12 protein-coding genes and 1 pseudogene are annotated in these 16851 nt (G+C 33.8%); 8 read left to right on the top strand and 5 right to left on the bottom strand.

The window, feature by feature from the left end:
• Window positions 1–79 precede the first annotated feature (79 nt).
• The 5 genes and pseudogenes from lrgA to msrB all read left to right on the top strand — a co-directional run bounded on the left by lrgA (window position 80) and on the right by msrB (window position 3674).
• Window positions 80–511, top strand: a complete 432-nt coding sequence (gene lrgA / locus MHH59_RS27135) for an antiholin-like murein hydrolase modulator LrgA (RefSeq protein ID WP_002138935.1) — start codon at window positions 80–82, stop codon at window positions 509–511.
• A 34-nt stretch (window positions 512–545) separates the two neighbouring features.
• Window positions 546–1238, top strand: coding sequence for an antiholin-like protein LrgB (gene lrgB, locus MHH59_RS27130; RefSeq protein WP_000168872.1), 693 nt, complete (start codon window positions 546–548; stop codon window positions 1236–1238).
• Between the two features lie 334 nt (window positions 1239–1572).
• Window positions 1573–2607: an AI-2E family transporter gene (locus tag MHH59_RS27125; RefSeq protein ID WP_002016425.1), complete on the top strand. Its 1035-nt coding sequence runs from the start codon at window positions 1573–1575 to the stop codon at window positions 2605–2607.
• A 101-nt stretch (window positions 2608–2708) separates the two neighbouring features.
• Window positions 2709–3176 (top strand): annotated as a pseudogene (msrA, locus tag MHH59_RS30920) (peptide-methionine (S)-S-oxide reductase MsrA); the annotation flags it as partial.
• Window positions 3177–3221: 45 nt separating this feature from the next.
• Window positions 3222–3674 (top strand): peptide-methionine (R)-S-oxide reductase MsrB, encoded by a 453-nt coding sequence (gene msrB, locus MHH59_RS30915; RefSeq protein WP_370458379.1) that lies wholly within the window; start codon window positions 3222–3224, stop codon window positions 3672–3674.
• A 25-nt stretch (window positions 3675–3699) separates the two neighbouring features.
• Here the strand turns inward: msrB and MHH59_RS27115 are convergent, their stop codons facing one another.
• Window positions 3700–6816, bottom strand: coding sequence for an efflux RND transporter permease subunit (locus MHH59_RS27115; protein ID WP_201057111.1), 3117 nt, complete (start codon window positions 6814–6816; stop codon window positions 3700–3702).
• 299 nt (window positions 6817–7115) lie between these two features.
• Between MHH59_RS27115 and MHH59_RS27110 the strand changes: the two genes are divergently transcribed.
• A complete protein-coding gene (locus MHH59_RS27110) occupies window positions 7116–7997 on the top strand; it encodes a TetR/AcrR family transcriptional regulator (protein WP_050000796.1) in 882 nt (293 codons plus the stop codon).
• Window positions 7998–8020: 23 nt separating this feature from the next.
• Here the strand turns inward: MHH59_RS27110 and MHH59_RS27105 are convergent, their stop codons facing one another.
• The gene (locus MHH59_RS27105) at window positions 8021–9574 is read right to left on the bottom strand and encodes an ABC-F family ATP-binding cassette domain-containing protein (RefSeq protein ID WP_002130147.1); all 1554 of its coding nucleotides are present in this window, start codon (window positions 9572–9574) and stop codon (window positions 8021–8023) included.
• Between the two features lie 170 nt (window positions 9575–9744).
• Here MHH59_RS27105 and MHH59_RS27100 point away from each other — a divergent pair, with 170 nt between their 5' ends.
• Together MHH59_RS27100 and MHH59_RS27095 are read left to right on the top strand one after the other, a co-directional pair.
• The gene (locus MHH59_RS27100; RefSeq protein ID WP_002130146.1) at window positions 9745–10317 is read left to right on the top strand and encodes a TetR/AcrR family transcriptional regulator; all 573 of its coding nucleotides are present in this window, start codon (window positions 9745–9747) and stop codon (window positions 10315–10317) included.
• A gap of 58 nt (window positions 10318–10375) precedes the next feature.
• The gene (locus tag MHH59_RS27095) at window positions 10376–11320 is read left to right on the top strand and encodes an SDR family NAD(P)-dependent oxidoreductase (RefSeq protein ID WP_002167296.1); all 945 of its coding nucleotides are present in this window, start codon (window positions 10376–10378) and stop codon (window positions 11318–11320) included.
• Between the two features lie 41 nt (window positions 11321–11361).
• Here the strand turns inward: MHH59_RS27095 and MHH59_RS27090 are convergent, their stop codons facing one another.
• From MHH59_RS27090 to MHH59_RS27080, 3 genes are all read right to left on the bottom strand, one after another.
• Window positions 11362–12300, bottom strand: a complete 939-nt coding sequence (locus MHH59_RS27090) for a glycosyltransferase family 2 protein (RefSeq protein ID WP_002130144.1) — start codon at window positions 12298–12300, stop codon at window positions 11362–11364.
• Window positions 12301–12392: 92 nt separating this feature from the next.
• Entirely contained in the window at window positions 12393–15065 is a 2673-nt protein-coding gene (locus MHH59_RS27085; RefSeq protein WP_201057108.1) for a YfhO family protein, read from the bottom strand.
• 321 nt (window positions 15066–15386) lie between these two features.
• Window positions 15387–16808 (bottom strand): flippase, encoded by a 1422-nt coding sequence (locus MHH59_RS27080; protein ID WP_002034968.1) that lies wholly within the window; start codon window positions 16806–16808, stop codon window positions 15387–15389.
• Between the last annotated feature and the right edge of the window lie 43 nt (window positions 16809–16851).

The following is a 16851-nucleotide window of genomic DNA, read 5'->3' as shown; positions in this document are numbered from 1 at the left end:
GACGTTCTGTTATGTAAACGCTTACATTTTTATTTTTATCTTATACAATAAAGGTACCAAATCGAAAGAGGTGGCCAAAATGAGTACGAAAAAAGTATATAGTTTCTTATCACAAGCATTCATATTTTCAGCTATTATGTTAGTTTCTAATATTATTGCAACGCATTTACCAATTCCGATGCCTTCATCGGTGATCGGATTAGTTATTTTATTTAGCCTATTATGTTTAAAAGTTATTAAATTGGAACAAGTTGAATCATTCGGAACGGCTTTAACAGGTATTATCGGATTCCTTTTCGTTCCATCAGGTATTTCGGTTATTAATTCTCTCGGTGTAATGGGACAATATTTTATACAAATTTTAACTGTAATTGTTGTCGCAACAATTATTTTACTCGCTGTAACAGGATTATTTGCACAATTTATTTTAGGAAAAGACGATAAAGAAATAGAAGATACGAAAGAATTGAAAGTAGTAAATAAAGGACGCAAGCACGGAAAAGTTGCGTAACCAATTTAGTATATATTGTTAGGAGGGAATGAACATGGCAAGCACAATGACTCCATATTTCGGAATCGTCGTTTCATTAATCGCATACGGAATCGGAACATTATTATTTAAGCATTCAAAAGGATTCTTCTTATTCACACCATTATTCGTAGCGATGGTATTAGGGATTGTCTTTCTAAAAGTAGGTAACTTTACTTTTGAAGAATATAATACTGGCGGAAAAATGATTAGCTTCTTCTTAGAACCAGCAACAATCGCGTTTGCAATTCCATTATATAAACAAGTTGATAAGTTAAAAAAATATTGGTGGCAAATTTTATCGGCTATTGTGGTTGGATCTATTTGTTCAGTGGTTGTTGTGTTCATTGTCGCAAAAGCAATTGGTCTAGATACAGCTGTAATGAACTCAATGTTACCGCAGGCAGCAACAACAGCAATTGCATTACCAATCTCTGAAAGTATCGGTGGTATTCCAGCAATTACATCATTTGCAGTTATTTTTAATGCTGTTATCGTATACGCATTAGGTGCGTTATTCTTAAAAACATTTAGAGTGAAACACCCGATTGCTAAAGGTTTAGCGCTTGGAACAGCAGGACATGCGTTAGGGGTTGCAGTAGGTATCGAAATGGGTGAAGTAGAAGCAGCTATGGCCAGTATCGCTGTGACAGTGGTTGGTGTCGTAACGGTGGTGGTTATTCCAATGTTCATGCCGTTTATTGGATGATAAAACTTACTAAAAAAAATATAAAAGCAAGTTATTTGTAGGACGGATTTCTACTGATAGCTTGCTTTTTATGTTACAGTAGTGGTAAGACCTATTGAAGGATAAAAGTTTCCTTAAATCTTCATTAATACTACGTATAATGCGTTCTGAAATAGGTCATTGTATTGTAAAATAAGAAGTAACATAATATATAGCACAATTAACGGGTGGTTAGGGTTGAATATAAATTGCTCGCAATGGCTTTAATATTAAAGGATAATTATAAGTAGAGAATAGAGAGAGATCTACTTGTTAACGTTTTACTTTATAGGACAGGAGAGAGTACTCGTCGATTATGCAAATAAAAAACCTGTTTCAAAGCAAAGGATTTCAGAGGTTAATCGTATTAGTATTACTTGCTCTCATATTGTATGGGATGCAAAGTATGTTAAATTTAATTTTAATTACGTTTATGTTGACGTATTTAATGGATCGATTCCAAAAGTTTATTTCTCGTAAATTAGATCATTTCATGCCAATTAATCGAAAAATTATTATAGCGCTTTTATATGTAATGTTAGTGGCAGGAATTGCCATTACGCTATTTAAATATTTACCGGTATTAACAATACAAATTTCACAATTGATTTATCAATTTAATGTATTTTTAAGAAATCCACCTGATAGTGAATTAATTAAGTATGCAGTTAATGCTGTTAATCATATGGAGCTTTCTAAATATGTGGGGCAAGGCGTAGACATTTTGTATAAATCTATTACGAATGTTGGGAAATTTGGCCTTCAAGTTTTACTTTCTGTAATTTTAAGCTTATTTTTCTTACTTGAAAAAGCACGTATCGTTGCTTTTACTTCAAAATTTAAAGAAAGCCGACTTGCAATTTTCTATAACGAAATAGAGTATTTCGGAAAGAAATTTGCACGTTCATTTGGAAAAGTAATCGAAGCACAATTTTTAATTGCAATTGTTAACTGTGTTTTATCTGTTATTGCATTATGGATATTAGGATTCCCGCAATTACTAGGTTTAGCGTTAATGATTTTCTTGCTTGGTTTAATTCCAGTGGCGGGTGTTATTATCTCGTTATTCCCACTCTGTATGATTGCTTACAATATTGGCGGTATTATGTATGTCGTTTATATTGTAGTTATCGTAACAGTAATTCATGCACTTGAGAGTTATGTATTAAATCCGAAGTTTATGTCTCAAAAAACAAACTTACCAATCTTCTACACATTTATGATATTAATTTTCTCTGAGCATTTCTTAGGTGTGTGGGGACTTATTATCGGTATTCCAATCTTCATTTTCTTATTAGATGTCTTAGATGTGACAAGTGATGAAATGGAGAAGGACGTTGGAAAAAAATAAAGTGAAGTAAAGAAAAAGCATCGATGTTCGATGCTTTTTCTTTTATAACATGACGTTCCTTATGCCATACTGTAAGGAGAAGATAGAATAGGGGTGAAATAATGGCTGTAAATGAAAAGATAGAGTTAGCTACGTTTGCCGGAGGGTGTTTCTGGTGTATGGTTTCGCCATTTGAAGAGATGGAAGGGATTATACAGGTTGTTTCAGGCTATACAGGTGGCCATAAAGAGGATCCAACGTATAAAGAAGTGTGCTCGGAAACAACTGGGCATTATGAAGCAGTACAAATTACATTTGATGCAAATAAAATGCCGTATGAAGAGTTGTTAAATATATATTGGAGACAAATTGACCCGACTGATATAGGGGGACAATTCCACGACCGTGGACAGTCTTATGAAACGGTGATTTTTTATCATAATGAAGAACAACATAAAAAGGCAGAGGCTTCAAAAGAAGAGCTCGAGAAAAGTGGGAATTTTTCGAAGCCAATTGCGACAAAAATATTGCCAGCTGCTACGTTTTATCCAGCTGAAGAATATCACCAAGGATATTATAAGAAGAATACATTTCGCTATGAGTTATATCGTAAAGGCTCAGGTCGAGATGCTTTTATTAAACAACATTGGCCAAAGAATAATGCTCATTTAAAAGAAAGATTAAACGAGATGCAGTTTTATGTAACACAGGAAAATGGGACAGAACCGCCTTTTCAAAATGAGTATTGGAATCATAAAGAAGAAGGGCTTTATGTAGATATTGTTTCGGGGGAACCATTATTTACTTCTTTCGATAAGTTCGATAGCGGCTGTGGATGGCCGAGTTTTACGAAACCAGTTATGTCAGCTAGTGTGAAAGAAAAAATGGATGTTAGCCATAATATGACGCGTACGGAAGTGAGAAGTAAAGAAGGAGATTCACATCTTGGGCATGTATTTCCAGACGGCCCAGGACAAAACGGCCTTCGTTATTGTATTAATTCGGCAGCGCTACGCTTTATTCAAAAAGAAGATTTAGAAAAAGAAGGATATGGTGATTTCCTAATCTTGTTTGGGAATAAAAAATAACCTCGCAGTCAGCGAGGTTATTTTTTTATTTTACTTTTTTCTTTTTAAATTTGCTTAATGCTTCATAAACGATTGGAACAATAAGAAGTGTTAATAACGTTGAACTTGTTAATCCACCAATTACTGTTACGCCAAGTCCTTTAGAAATTAAGCCGCTACCTTCAAATCCTAATGCAAGCGGGATAAGAGCCCCGATTGTTGCAATTGCAGTCATTAAGATAGGACGCAGGCGTGTTGTACCAGCTTCTAATAATGCTTCACGTGTTGATAGGCCGTCATTTTCTTTATGAATAACACGGTCAATGAGCACGATTGCGTTCGTTACAACGATACCAATTAGCATAAGAGCCCCAATCATCGCAGATACGCTTAACGTTTCGCCAGAGATTAATAAGGCAACGAGTGCACCAATGATTGTGAATGGTAGCGAGAATAAAATTGCGAATGGTGCAAGGGCACCGCCAAATGTAACAACAAGAACGAAGTATACAATGGCAATCGCAGCTAACATCGCTAAGCCAAGTTGTTTGAATGATTCTTGAATATCTTGTGTAACACCACCCATAGAAACATCTATACCAGAAGGAAGATCCATTTTATCTACTTCTTTTTGAACAGCGGCAGATGCTTTTGAAACGTCATCAGATGTTAGTTTTGCACTAACTTCCGCATAAACACGGCCATCACGATGTGTTACTGTGTTAGAAGTTTCACCTTCTTTTACAGTCATAACATCTTTAACAGCAACTTCATTACCAAGTGGTGTTGTAATTTTACGATTTGTTAAGTCATCGATCGTTTCATAGTTTTGTTTTTCAGTTTCTACATATACATTTATATCTTTATCATCTTTTTTAATTGTTGTAAGAACAGGGCGGTCATGTTGATTAGAAAGTCCCATTCCAATTTGAGCAGCAGTTAGCCCCATTTTACTTAACTTTTCTTGATCAGCGACTAAAGTATATTCTGCATATGTTTTTGCAACACTAGAGTCTATGTCTTTTAAATCTTTATTTTTCTTCATGATATTTTGAATGTCTTTCACGACAGGCTTAATTTCTTCAGAGCTATCTCCATAAACGTATAGCTTAATTTCGTTACTACCGCCACCTGCTCCAAAATCTTGGTTTTTCCATTCACCTTTTCCAGACATCTTTTGTAAATCTTTAACGACTTGTTCTTTCTCTTTTTCAAAGTTTTTCGTATCGTTATCATATTGAACGAAGAACATCGCTTGATTTGTTTGACCAGGGCTCATTGGGTTTTCGCCGCCTAATGAGAATTGAATCGTTTTGACGTCTTTTTTATCTTGGAAATGCTTTTCAGCTTTCGTTGCAATTTTTTCAACGTCGTCTAACGTTTGACCTGGCTCAGGTTTGTACGTTGCGATAATCATTTTTTCTTCTTCAGATGGTAAGAAGCTGACACCGATGATTGGTACAAGTGCAAGGCTGCCTACTAATAGGAGGACTGTGATACTTGATGTAATAATTTTATGGTTTAACGCCCATTCAAGTATACGTTTATAGCCGTTTGCTAATTTGCTTGGTTTTTCCTCATGATGTACTTCTTTTTCTCTCATGCTTTCCTTCTTAAATAAGGAATGTGCTAGCATCGGCACAATTGTAACTGCCACAAGTAAGGAAGCAAGTAGGGCAAAAACAATTGTTAAAGCAAATGGTAAGAACATTTCACCAATCATACCCTTTACAAGCCCAAGAGGTAAGAATACAGCGATTGTTACAATTGTAGAAGACATAATCGGGATAAACATTTCTTTCGTAGCTTCACGAATTAAATCTTTCCCACGTAATTTCTCTTCTGATAAAGACATACGTCGGTAAATATTTTCAATAACAACAATTGAGTCATCAACAACGCGTCCAATAGCAACTGTCATTGCTCCAAGTGTCATAATGTTAAGGGTAATATCCATTTGTTTTATTACTAAAACTGCAATTAATAAAGAAAGTGGTATAGAAACGACAGAGATTAGTGTTGTTCGAATGTTTCGCAGGAACAACATAATAATAACAATCGCAAAGATAGCACCGAAAATAGCTTTGCTAAGCATTGTTTCGACTGATTTTTCAATAGGCGCACCTTGATCGAATGTTGAAATAATCTCTAAGTCTTTATATTTTTTCTCAAGGTCTTTTACTTTATCTTTAACTGCATTTACAACATCAACTGTATTCGCATCAGCAGCCTTCACAATTTGAATACCGATTGCTTCTTTTCCATTCGTTCGAGAAATGGATTCCGCTTTTCCAACTTCTTTAATATCAGCAATCTCTTCTAATGTAACCGTTGGTATGCCATTCATAGCGGCCGGATTCATCTGTGGTGCTTGTGTTCCAGCACCAGCGTTTTGGCTACCTTGACCATTCGGTGATGAAGGGATAGCTGGAATTTTTAATTCTTTTAATGCTTTAATTGTTGTAATGTTACCATCGACAACAACTGATTTTTCCGTATCTTTAAATGTATATAAGCCAAGTGGTAACGATACGTCCGAACCTTTAACCATATTTTTTACAGTATCTTCACTTAAACCTAATTCTTTCATCTTATCTTTTTTGAAGACAAGCTGTACTTCGTCTACTTGTTGACCTGCGATTTGAACAGATGCGACACCATCAAGTCCTTTTAATCCAGGAACAACATTTTTTTCTACATTTTCTGTTAAGGCAGCTAAAGATTCATTTTTACTCGCTACGCTTAATGAAATAACAGGAAAGGCATTAAAGTTTACTCGTGAGACTTTCGGGTCTTTCACACCTTCTGGCAGTTTCACGTTTGCGAGCGATTCTTTAATTTCCGTTTCGGCTTTTTCCATATTTTTATCAAAATCATATTCTACCTGAATAGAAGATGCGTTTTGATAAGATGATGAACTAACAACGTTTACACCGCTTAAATTTTGGAGTTGCTCTTCCATTGGTTTTGAAATTTTATCAGCTACTTCTTCTGGTGTAGCACCAGGATAAACCGTGGTTACTGTTACAATCGGTGTTGTAATATCAGGAATTGTTTCCAGCTTCATATTGAGTCCAGAATAAATACCCGCAATAGTAACAATAATGGTTAGTAGCCAAACTGCGAACTTATTTTTTAACGTGAAATTGATGATTTTGTTCATGTTTGCGCTCCCTTTTTATTATATTGACCAATTGGTCAGTCTAATACATAATATAACTGACCGATTGGTCAGTCGTCAATGAAAAGAGATGGTATAATAAAATCAAACTGTAAGTAGTCGGTTTCCTATTCTTTTTCTGATCATTGGCTTTTACTAACCGAATTTTATAGATGGAGAGGCTTCTATATAAACCATTTACTCCATTAAATTTTAGATGGGGAGTTTTATTTTCAGTTAATGTGGAATAAAATCAAGTTTGAATTTACATAAGATGCGAGATTAAATTTAGGAGAGAGAATATGAAAGAAAAAGAGCGCTTAATTATAGAGATGGCTATGAGGTTATTTGCAACTAAGGGTGTAAATGCAACGTCAGTACAAGAAATCGTAACCGCATGTGGTATATCAAAAGGAGCTTTTTATTTATATTTCAAATCAAAAGACGAGTTATTATTGGCCACACTTCGATATTATTATGACAAGATTCAGAAGAAAATGCTGGATATTGAAAAAGAATCTTTATTACCACGTGAAAAATTTGAAAAACAATTATATTGTCAGTTTACTGATGTGCAAAAACATAAAGAATTTATTATTATGCATGCAAGAGAAAATGCAATTCCGTTTAATAAAGAAGTAGAAGAGTTTATGATGAGGATGAAATTAGAGTCTCATGCATTTTATCGGAATAGCTTACTGTCCATTTATGGTGAAAAGGTTATTCCATACTTGTTAGATCTAGTAATTATGGTGGAAGGGATATGCCGTGGGTATTTAGAATTAATTATTTTAAATGCACCAGAAATTGATTTGTCCTATGTCTCAGCTTTTATTTTAAAAAGGATAGACAATTTAGTAGAGGGGCTTCTAGAATCTTCGGAGGAACCTGTCCTACATGAAGAGAGACTAGGAGAATTTCTTTGTAGTTCCGAGCTTATTAAGGAACAGGTGAAGGAACATTTTCTAAGTGAAATTATTGTATTTAAACGAACATTAACTGATCAATTAGAAAATGATGAGTTACTTGTAACTTTAGATGTTTTAGAAGCAGAAATGAGATTGCAAAATCCAAGAATTCCAGTCATTAGAGGTATGCTTGCTAATTTAGCGGTATATCCTAGTTTAAATGAGTTTCGATTGAGGCTTACGGCATACTATAATATAAAAAATCCTTGCATATAGAACGCAAGGATTTTCTATTATAATTAAGAATTATTTTGTGACCATTCTTCAACATTCCAAGTTTTTGTAATCCAGCCTTCATAAAATTCTGGTTCGTGACATACAAGAAGGATTGTCCCTTTATATGCCTTCAGAGCTTTTTGAAGTTCTTCCTTTGCTGTAACATCAAGATGGTTTGTTGGCTCATCAAATAGGATCCAGTTACTTTCTTCACCCATTAACTTACATAAACGAACTTTTGCTTGTTCGCCACCACTTAATTGATTTAGCGGGCGAGAGATATGCTCATTTTTTAATCCGCATTTCGCTAACATTGCACGAACTTGATGTTGGTCCATGCTAGGGAATGTGTTCCAAACATCATCAATTGGTGTTATATTATCCGCTTTTACTTCTTGCTCGAAGTATGCAGGCTCTAAGAAGTCACCAAGACTTGTTTTACCGCTTAAAGGTTTAATTTTTCCTAAAATCGTTTTTAGTAATGTTGATTTACCAACACCATTACAACCAACGATGGCAATTTTTTCACCGCGTTCAATTGTCATTGTTAGTTTTGGTAATAACGGATGTGTATATCCGATTTCTACATCTTCACCTTCAAAGACGAAACGGCTACTTGCACGACACTCTTTAAATGAGAACTCTGGCTTAATTGCTGTTTCAGGACGATCAATACGCTCCATGCGATCAAGTTGTTTTTGACGACTTTTTGCACGACCTGTCGTTGAATAACGAGCTTTGTTCTTTGCAATAAAGTCTTCCTGCTTTTTAATAAACTCTTTCTGTTTTTCATAAGCATTTATATGTTGATTTTTATTAATTTCGGCTAACTCTAGGAATTTTTCGTATGTCGCTGTATAGCGCGTCATTTTTGTAAATTCTAGATGGAAAATAACATCAACGCATTTGTTCATAAATTCCGTATCATGAGAAATTAATAAGAATGCATGTGGATATTCTTTTAAATAATTAGTTAACCAATGAATATGTTCAACGTCTAAATAGTTAGTAGGCTCATCGAGTAATAACACTTCTGGTTGCTCAAGTAATAGCTTTGCAAGTAATACTTTTGTACGTTGTCCACCACTTAGTGCTGAAACATCACGATCTAAACCGATTGCATCAATTCCAAGACCTCTTGCTGCCTCTTCGATTTTCATATCTAGTAAATAGAAACCACCTGCTTCGAGAGCATCTTGGATTTCTGCCATCTGCTCAAGAAGGTCCTCTAATTCTTCCGGTGTTGCCGTTCCCATTTTTTCTGCAACTTCATTTAAAGCTTTTTCTTTTTCAAATAAAGGTAAAAACGCGTCAGCTAATACATCACGAATTGTGCGACCAGGTGTTAAAATTGTATGCTGGTCTAAGTAACTGTAATTTGTACCAGGTGTCCATTCTACACGGCCTTCATCATGGATAAGTTGACCAGTAATAATATTCATAAATGTTGATTTACCAACACCGTTTGCACCGACTAATCCGACATGTTCTCCTGCTAGTAAACGCATGGATACATCTTTAAATAATGTGCGATCGCCAAATGTATGGCCTAGTTTTTCTACTGTTAATAAGCTCATAGTATCCTCCGTCCAACTTGAAATAGTACCTTGAATCATGATACTAAATTATTGAGTATAATGCTATCCTTTCAAAATGTATCTTTTTGTAAGAAACTAATTGTATTTTTTTTGGGAAAAGGTTATAATTTTAATTGAACAGTGGTCAATTAAATTGTGAGGTATGAAAAATGTCGCCAAGAAGGGCAGTTAAACAAGAATTAACGAGAGAAATGATTATGAATGTAGCAAGAGACTTATTTATAAAATTAGGTTATCAGCATACTTCAATGCGTAAAATTGCAACAGAACTAGGATATAGCCATGGTGCCATCTATTATCATTTTAAAAATAAAGCAGAGCTTTTCTATGCGATGGTAGAGCAAGATTTTCAATTGCTAAATCAAAAATTAGATGAGATTAATGATCAAAATTTACCACAAGAGGAACAATTGAAAGCTGTTTTATTTGGTTTTATTGAATTTGGTTTGCAAAATCAAAGTCATTATGAAATCATGTTTTTAATTAGAGATGATGAGTTAAAAGAATGTTTAGCAGATGGCCCAAATGTTAGTTACGAAAAATTTGCTACTGTTGTATCTTCTTTGTGTAATGAGAAGGTAAATGTAATGACAATATGGTCTGTTTTTCTATCATTACATGGGTTTGTGGCACACTATTGTGGGAATGATCAAACATTTGAAGAAGTAAAAGGATTAGCTAAAGTACACGTGGAGTTTATTTCAAAATCACTTCTTATGTAAGTGATTTTCTTTTTAATATTAATTGAACAGCGGTTAATTAATTTAGGGGGGATATATAATGAAAAAAGCTTTAGTGTTAGGAGCATCTGGATCAATGGGGTATGCAATTGTAAAAGAATTATGTAGCAGAGGAATTCATGTAGTGGCCTTTGCGAGGAATAAAGAGAAATTAGAGATATTATTTTCTGGAGAAGAAAATGTGAAAGTTGTAGCGGGAGATGTATTTATACAGGAGGATATAATGGAAGCCGCGAAAGGCGTTGATATTATATTTCATGCTGTAAACATTCCATATTCAGATTGGGAGAAGAAGCAACCAAAATTATTAAAAAATATATTAGAAGTAGCAATGTATTACGACAGTAAGTTAGGGATAGTTGATAATATTTATGCGTATGGGAGGCAAGGGGAAGAACTTGTAGTGGAGGAAGTTAAAAAGGCACCACATACGAAGAAAGGGAAAATTCGGTTACAGCTAGAAATGATGGCAAAACAGGCTCGTGTACAAATGTTTATTGCACATTTTCCTGATTTTTATGGTCCAAATGCAGAAAGTACACTTGTTCATCATACTTTAAATGGGGTACTTGCAAATAAGTTATCAAGCTTTGTTGGAGATAAAAAGATTGCTCGTGAATATATTTTCACACCAGACGGTGCAAAAGCAATGGTTGAATTAGCTTTACGTGATGAGGCCTATGGACAAAATTGGAACATACCGGGTTGTGGTGTCATTACAGGTGAAGAGATGATTCAACATATACAAGAATTAACGGGATATACAAAACCAGTAATGACAGTAAAAAAAGGTATGATAAATTTAATCGGACTATTTGATAAGCAGATGAAAGAATTTGTGGAAATGCTATATTTGACAGAAAATCCTGTTGTATTAAGCGGAGAGAAATATGAGAGGTATATTGGTGAGATACCTAAAACTTCTTATTATAGCGGGCTAAAAGAAACGATTATATCTATGCAAAAAAAGGTATGTAAATATTAGTATAAAAAAAGTTACTTCTGTAGGTAGAAGTAACTTTTTTATTATGCTTTTTGTTTGACTTCACTAACTTTCTTTTCAGCTACAATAAAATGTGGTCTACGTTTTGTTTCATAATAAATGCGACCGATGTATTCACCCATAACACCTAGGAAAATGAGTTGAATACCACCAATAAATAATATAGCGGAAATTAAAGTGAAGTATCCTGGGACTTCAACACCACCAACAATAATTTGAATAAATGTAGTAATTACGTATAAAATCCCTAAAATAGTTGTTAATAATCCAAGATATATAGATAGTCTTAATGGTTTATTATTGAATGAGATAACACCATCTATTCCGTAATTTAACAATTTAGAAAAAGTCCACTTACTTTCTCCATCAGAACGTAATACATTTTCATATCCAATAATTAGTTCATTAAATCCAATCCAGGAGAATAAACCTTTTGAGAAGCGATTGTATTCGCTTAAAGATAATAGAGAATCAACAGCTCTTCTACTTAAAAGTCTAAAATCTCCAATGCCGTCTACTAGTTCAATATCTACAAACTTATTCATCACTTTATAGTATAGACGAGAAACGAAAGAGCGAACGGGTGAATCACCTGTTCTTGTTCTTTTTGCAATAACTTGGTCGTAACCTTCGTTATATCCTTCTAACATTTCTTTTATTAGTGTAGGAGGATGTTGCAAATCGGCGTCCATAATAACAACTGCATCACCTGTAGCGTATTTTAAACCAGCTAACATAGCGGCTTCTTTGCCGAAATTCCGACTAAATGATATATAATGAACAGCTGCATCTGAATTTGCCAAATCACGTAGAATATTTAATGTATCATCTTTACTACCATCATTTACAAAAACAAATTCATAATCGGTAGTTAATTTATGAATTTCTAGAGAAGTCTCTGAATAAAAGGCTCGAAGCATCTTTTCTTCATTGTAGCATGGTACGACTATTGAAAGAGTCATTTTTGACCCTCCTTGTTTATAATGGTTAAAACGTTATTTAATATTTTTTATGAAGCTATCCGCTTTGGATAGCTTCATGATTTATTGAGTGCTCATTGCTGCTTTTTAAAAGGCAATTTTCGGCGTCCTTTTTGATTTGTAAAAACTAGTAAGGCTACACAAATAATTAGTGAAATAATTGATATAATCATACCTAATTTAAAGTAAGGTGTAACATAAGTCATTTCGATTACATGTGCTCCTTTTGTAATTGGTACGCCAATAAAGGCAGAATTTGCTTTCGTGAATTCTGTTTCTTTTCCATCAACTTTTATAGTCCAACCTTTACTATATGGAACAGATAAATATAGTAATCCATCTTTTTTTGAGTTGATTTCACCTTTTAAATAGTTGTTTTTATAATAAATATTTTGAAGTCTATTTTCAGTTAGTTTTTTTGTTTCTTTTTGTACACCTTCGTAATTTACGATATTTGCTTGTAAGTCTTCAAGTTCGTATTCACCTGGCGCATCAATAGAAATAGTTAGTTGGTCTGGGCGATCGTCTTTACCTAAATTATAAACAAATCTTTCTAAAGGATATGAGTATGCACCAGTGTCTTCACCTTTCCCCATATCTTTCCCGTTAACTACTGCATGGAATGAACCTTTATTTTTTATCTTTAATTCTACAATTAAATCTCCAGGAGTATTAGGATAATTTATAGGTACAATCATATTTCCATTGCCGTGGACAATGAGTTTATTATTCTCTTTTTCCATACTTTCTAGTTGTACTTTTTCCATATTGATAGATACCGCTTTTGAATTAAGGTTCTTTTTATCAAAATGAGTTAATGAAAAGTCTTTTCCATTATTAACGACTACAGCATGTAATAATAATTGGTCACGCTGAGCGAAGTTTAATTTAGAAAATTCTTCTTCACTTATACTAGAATCATATACATACCCTAACGGTAAAGCATAGTCATTTTTGTAAATATTATATGGTCCTACTTGTTTTAATAGTTTATATCCATATGGGATATTTTTTTGATCTGTATCAGCGCTTAGTACACGATATTTTACACCTAACATATTTTCAAGTAGTAGTCGACTATCAACTTGGAAGAACATCGAAGGAGTGTCGAACCCTTGGAATACGTTGTATTTATTTTTCATAAAGTCATGAACATAATAATTAATCAAGCTTTGGTACGTACTTGTACCATGATAACCTTGTAACATTGGTGTGTTATGGGCGCTACCTGGGTTAAGAATACGATAAAAGTCCTTATCATATTCTTGTATATAACGAATGGCAGCAATCTCATCTTTGTTATCATAGCCAGATACATGTAAAGCTTCTTTTGTAGCATTGCTTTGTCCGAAAGCGGTACTAAGTATATTATTAGCATACATGTAATTCATGGAAATTGTACTAACGAGTACGTTCACTACAACTAAAAATTGTATGAAAGGTTTAGAAAGATAACGCCATAAACATACTGTAATGAGAGAAAGAACGATAGTTCCGATTAAAATATTGTCAACTACCTGTAAAGGTTTATCACTTACATTTATATTTACTTTTCTATAAAATGCATAAATGAATAATCCTATTGATACTAATGAACTCATTATATAAGGTAATTTATGTTCTTTCTTATGAACAATCATCCAATCTAAGATGTATGCTATAGTTTGAGCAATTACAAATACAAATAAATAAAGCCATCTATATTGCATTGCTGAGAAACCATTAAATACAGAGTATGTATACGGAAGCATAAACAGAATGAACATGAAAAATGTAAAGAATACTTTATTTTTAACAAGTTTATCACGTATAAACATTCCAAATATGATTAGGAATAAAATTAAAGCTGGTAAAGCTAATTGATGATTTTCAGCATCATATACGAAGAAGATAGTTTCCATTAGATCTTTATAAAATGTATCTTCAAAGAATAAAGGTATATCAAATTTCTTCGTTAACCGATCCGCACTAAATACCGCATTGACTGATGGAATAAAGCAAACTGCAGCCAAGCCAAGTGATAGACCGTATAATAATCCAATTTTAATATAATAGGTTAGAAAAGAGACGATTGTTTTATTTTGCTGTGTGGCAAAGTATTGGAAAAATGCGTAAATGAAAATGAAAATACTTGTGATAAAAGCAAAATAAAAGTTCGATGCTAACATTAAAGTAGCAGCTACTAAGAAAAGTCCACGTTTCTTTTCTATAATATATTTATCAAGTCCCCATATTACTAATGGTAAAAATACGATGGCATCAGCCATGAAATCCCAAAGTAATGAATGGCGCATAAAAGTAATACATCCACCATACATAATAGCAGCAATAAAAGATGAGAAGATTGTTTTATTATGATAACGTAAAGAACCATACATGAATAACATAGCTAAAAAGTTTTTTAAAATACTCATGTATAATTTCATATCATAGATTTGTTCAATATTTAATTTAGGAAGTAACAGCGTAATCCAGAAGAACGGCGCTGTACTGTAATAATAACTAAACTCTCCAAATAAATCTCCACCTAATCCATAATCAAAAGACCAAAAAAGATTACCATCTTTAAAGGCATGTTGCAGGAGAAATGTAAAGAAACCAAATTGGCTTAATGCATCACCTGTACCAGAAAAGATTTGATTAGATGTTAAAAAGAAATAATGAAAAGCAAAAGCACACAATAATAATATCGGAATAATCATTATAGCTTTCTTTGAGAAAATCTTATTGTTCGGCTTTATGCTCATAAAAATTTATAATCCTCCTTCGAAAGTTGTTACATATAAAAACACACCAATTATGAAGGTGTGTTTTTTAGTTTTAGCATAAAAAATATATATTTTTGTTGTATCATATATATTTTACAAGCATTGAGTTTCATAGTTTACTTGTAATTTAGTATAAAGCATTCTCAGAAAGTAAGTCAATTTGACATGGAATATATAGCATTTTTAACCACTGAAAATTCGAGAATAATGAAGTGCAGTCTTCCGAATTTATGTTCTGTAAATGATGGTATATAAAAAGCCAAAAGCTTTTCCATTCTTAATAGGAAAAGCTTTTGGCTTTTAAGCGTTTTTACGAACTAATTTTTTATTTACAAATCCTAAAATCAACCCGCGTATTTGTGGATCAATTGCAAGGCCAATAATACCGTACAATATACCAGTAAGTGTTAGAGCTACCAGTGGTGGTAAGTTAATTAATACTGTGCGGTATAGGGCGTAACTGATTATAAATGCTAGTGTATTAAATACAATCCCTTTGAATAGTAATGTAAATCCTTTACGAACGAATAAAGTAAATCCGATTAATAAAGTAACCTCAGTAATGATAGCAGCGACCGCAGCTCCCATCATTCCAAATTGGCTGCCTAATACGATGTAACTTACGATAGCGACAGCTAATCCAATTCCCATCGTTGTCGCACGCTTCCACTGTTGACCAATAGTTGTTAAATTATCAGCAAGTGGATAGTTGATAGATTGTAAAATAACCATAAAGGCTAAAATTGCAAGAGCATCACCGGCTGGTGCATATTGTTCACCTAATAAAGTAACAATCCAAAAACTTGGATCGGCGATAAATGGGATGGAAATTCCCATTCCTAAGAAAGACATAAGTTTTAATTCGAACTGAGATAGTTTTCTATGTTCATCAATATTCTTTTCATTTCCAAAAGCAAATAACTTTGGATAAAAGGCTGCTGCAATTACGCCCGGTATTTGATAAAGTACAGCAGGTATTTTCGATGCAGCGCCAAAGAATCCAACTTGCTCATATGTTGAGACTTTTTCTAATATAATAGGCCCTAACTGTGGTAAGAGCATAATGATAATGCCATTGATTGTGAAAATGAGCAATTGATCTAAAATGCCTTTATCCCAGCCCTTATGAACTGTTGTATGGCGAATTACCATTATAAAGGCGATAAGTCCTGTTACAAGACTAGATATCCCGTACATGGCAGCAACCATCATAAGTGACCATTTAAAGGACATTCCTAGTAGAAGAGCAGCTGCGGCTGTTACACCTTGTATTACAGAAATAATCGCTGTAAATTGCATGCGTTCTGTTACTTGGAAGTAAGCCATCCCAACACCTTGTAAAGTGGCTCCAAACATTGTCGGCAGTACAACCCAATATACCATCGCACGTAAGTAAGCATCGGGATAGAAGAACTGAGCGAAAATAGCGAAGAGCACAGAAATTACGATAGCTAATACTAAACGAATACGTAAATAACTACTAATTAGTACGCTAATGTTAGCGTTGCTTCTCGTTCCTTCACGCATAAACGTATGTGTCAAACCTGCATCTGTAAAATAACAAATAACAGCGGAAACTGCTAATGCAGTTGTAAACATCCCATAATCCTTTGGTGAAACATATCTTGCAAAGAAAATCGTCGCAATAGCAAGTACAAATCGAACAGTAATATTTCCTACAAATAGGTAGGAGGCGTTTTTAAGGATTTTATTTGTTTTCATGGAACAAGACCTTTCTATTTTTCAGGACGCACTTCGTCCTATT

Source organism: Bacillus sp. FSL E2-0195 (assembly GCF_038003645.1).
GTDB lineage: Bacteria > Bacillota > Bacilli > Bacillales > Bacillaceae_G > Bacillus_A > Bacillus_A mycoides.
This window is presented reverse-complemented; position numbering and strand designations above follow the sequence as displayed.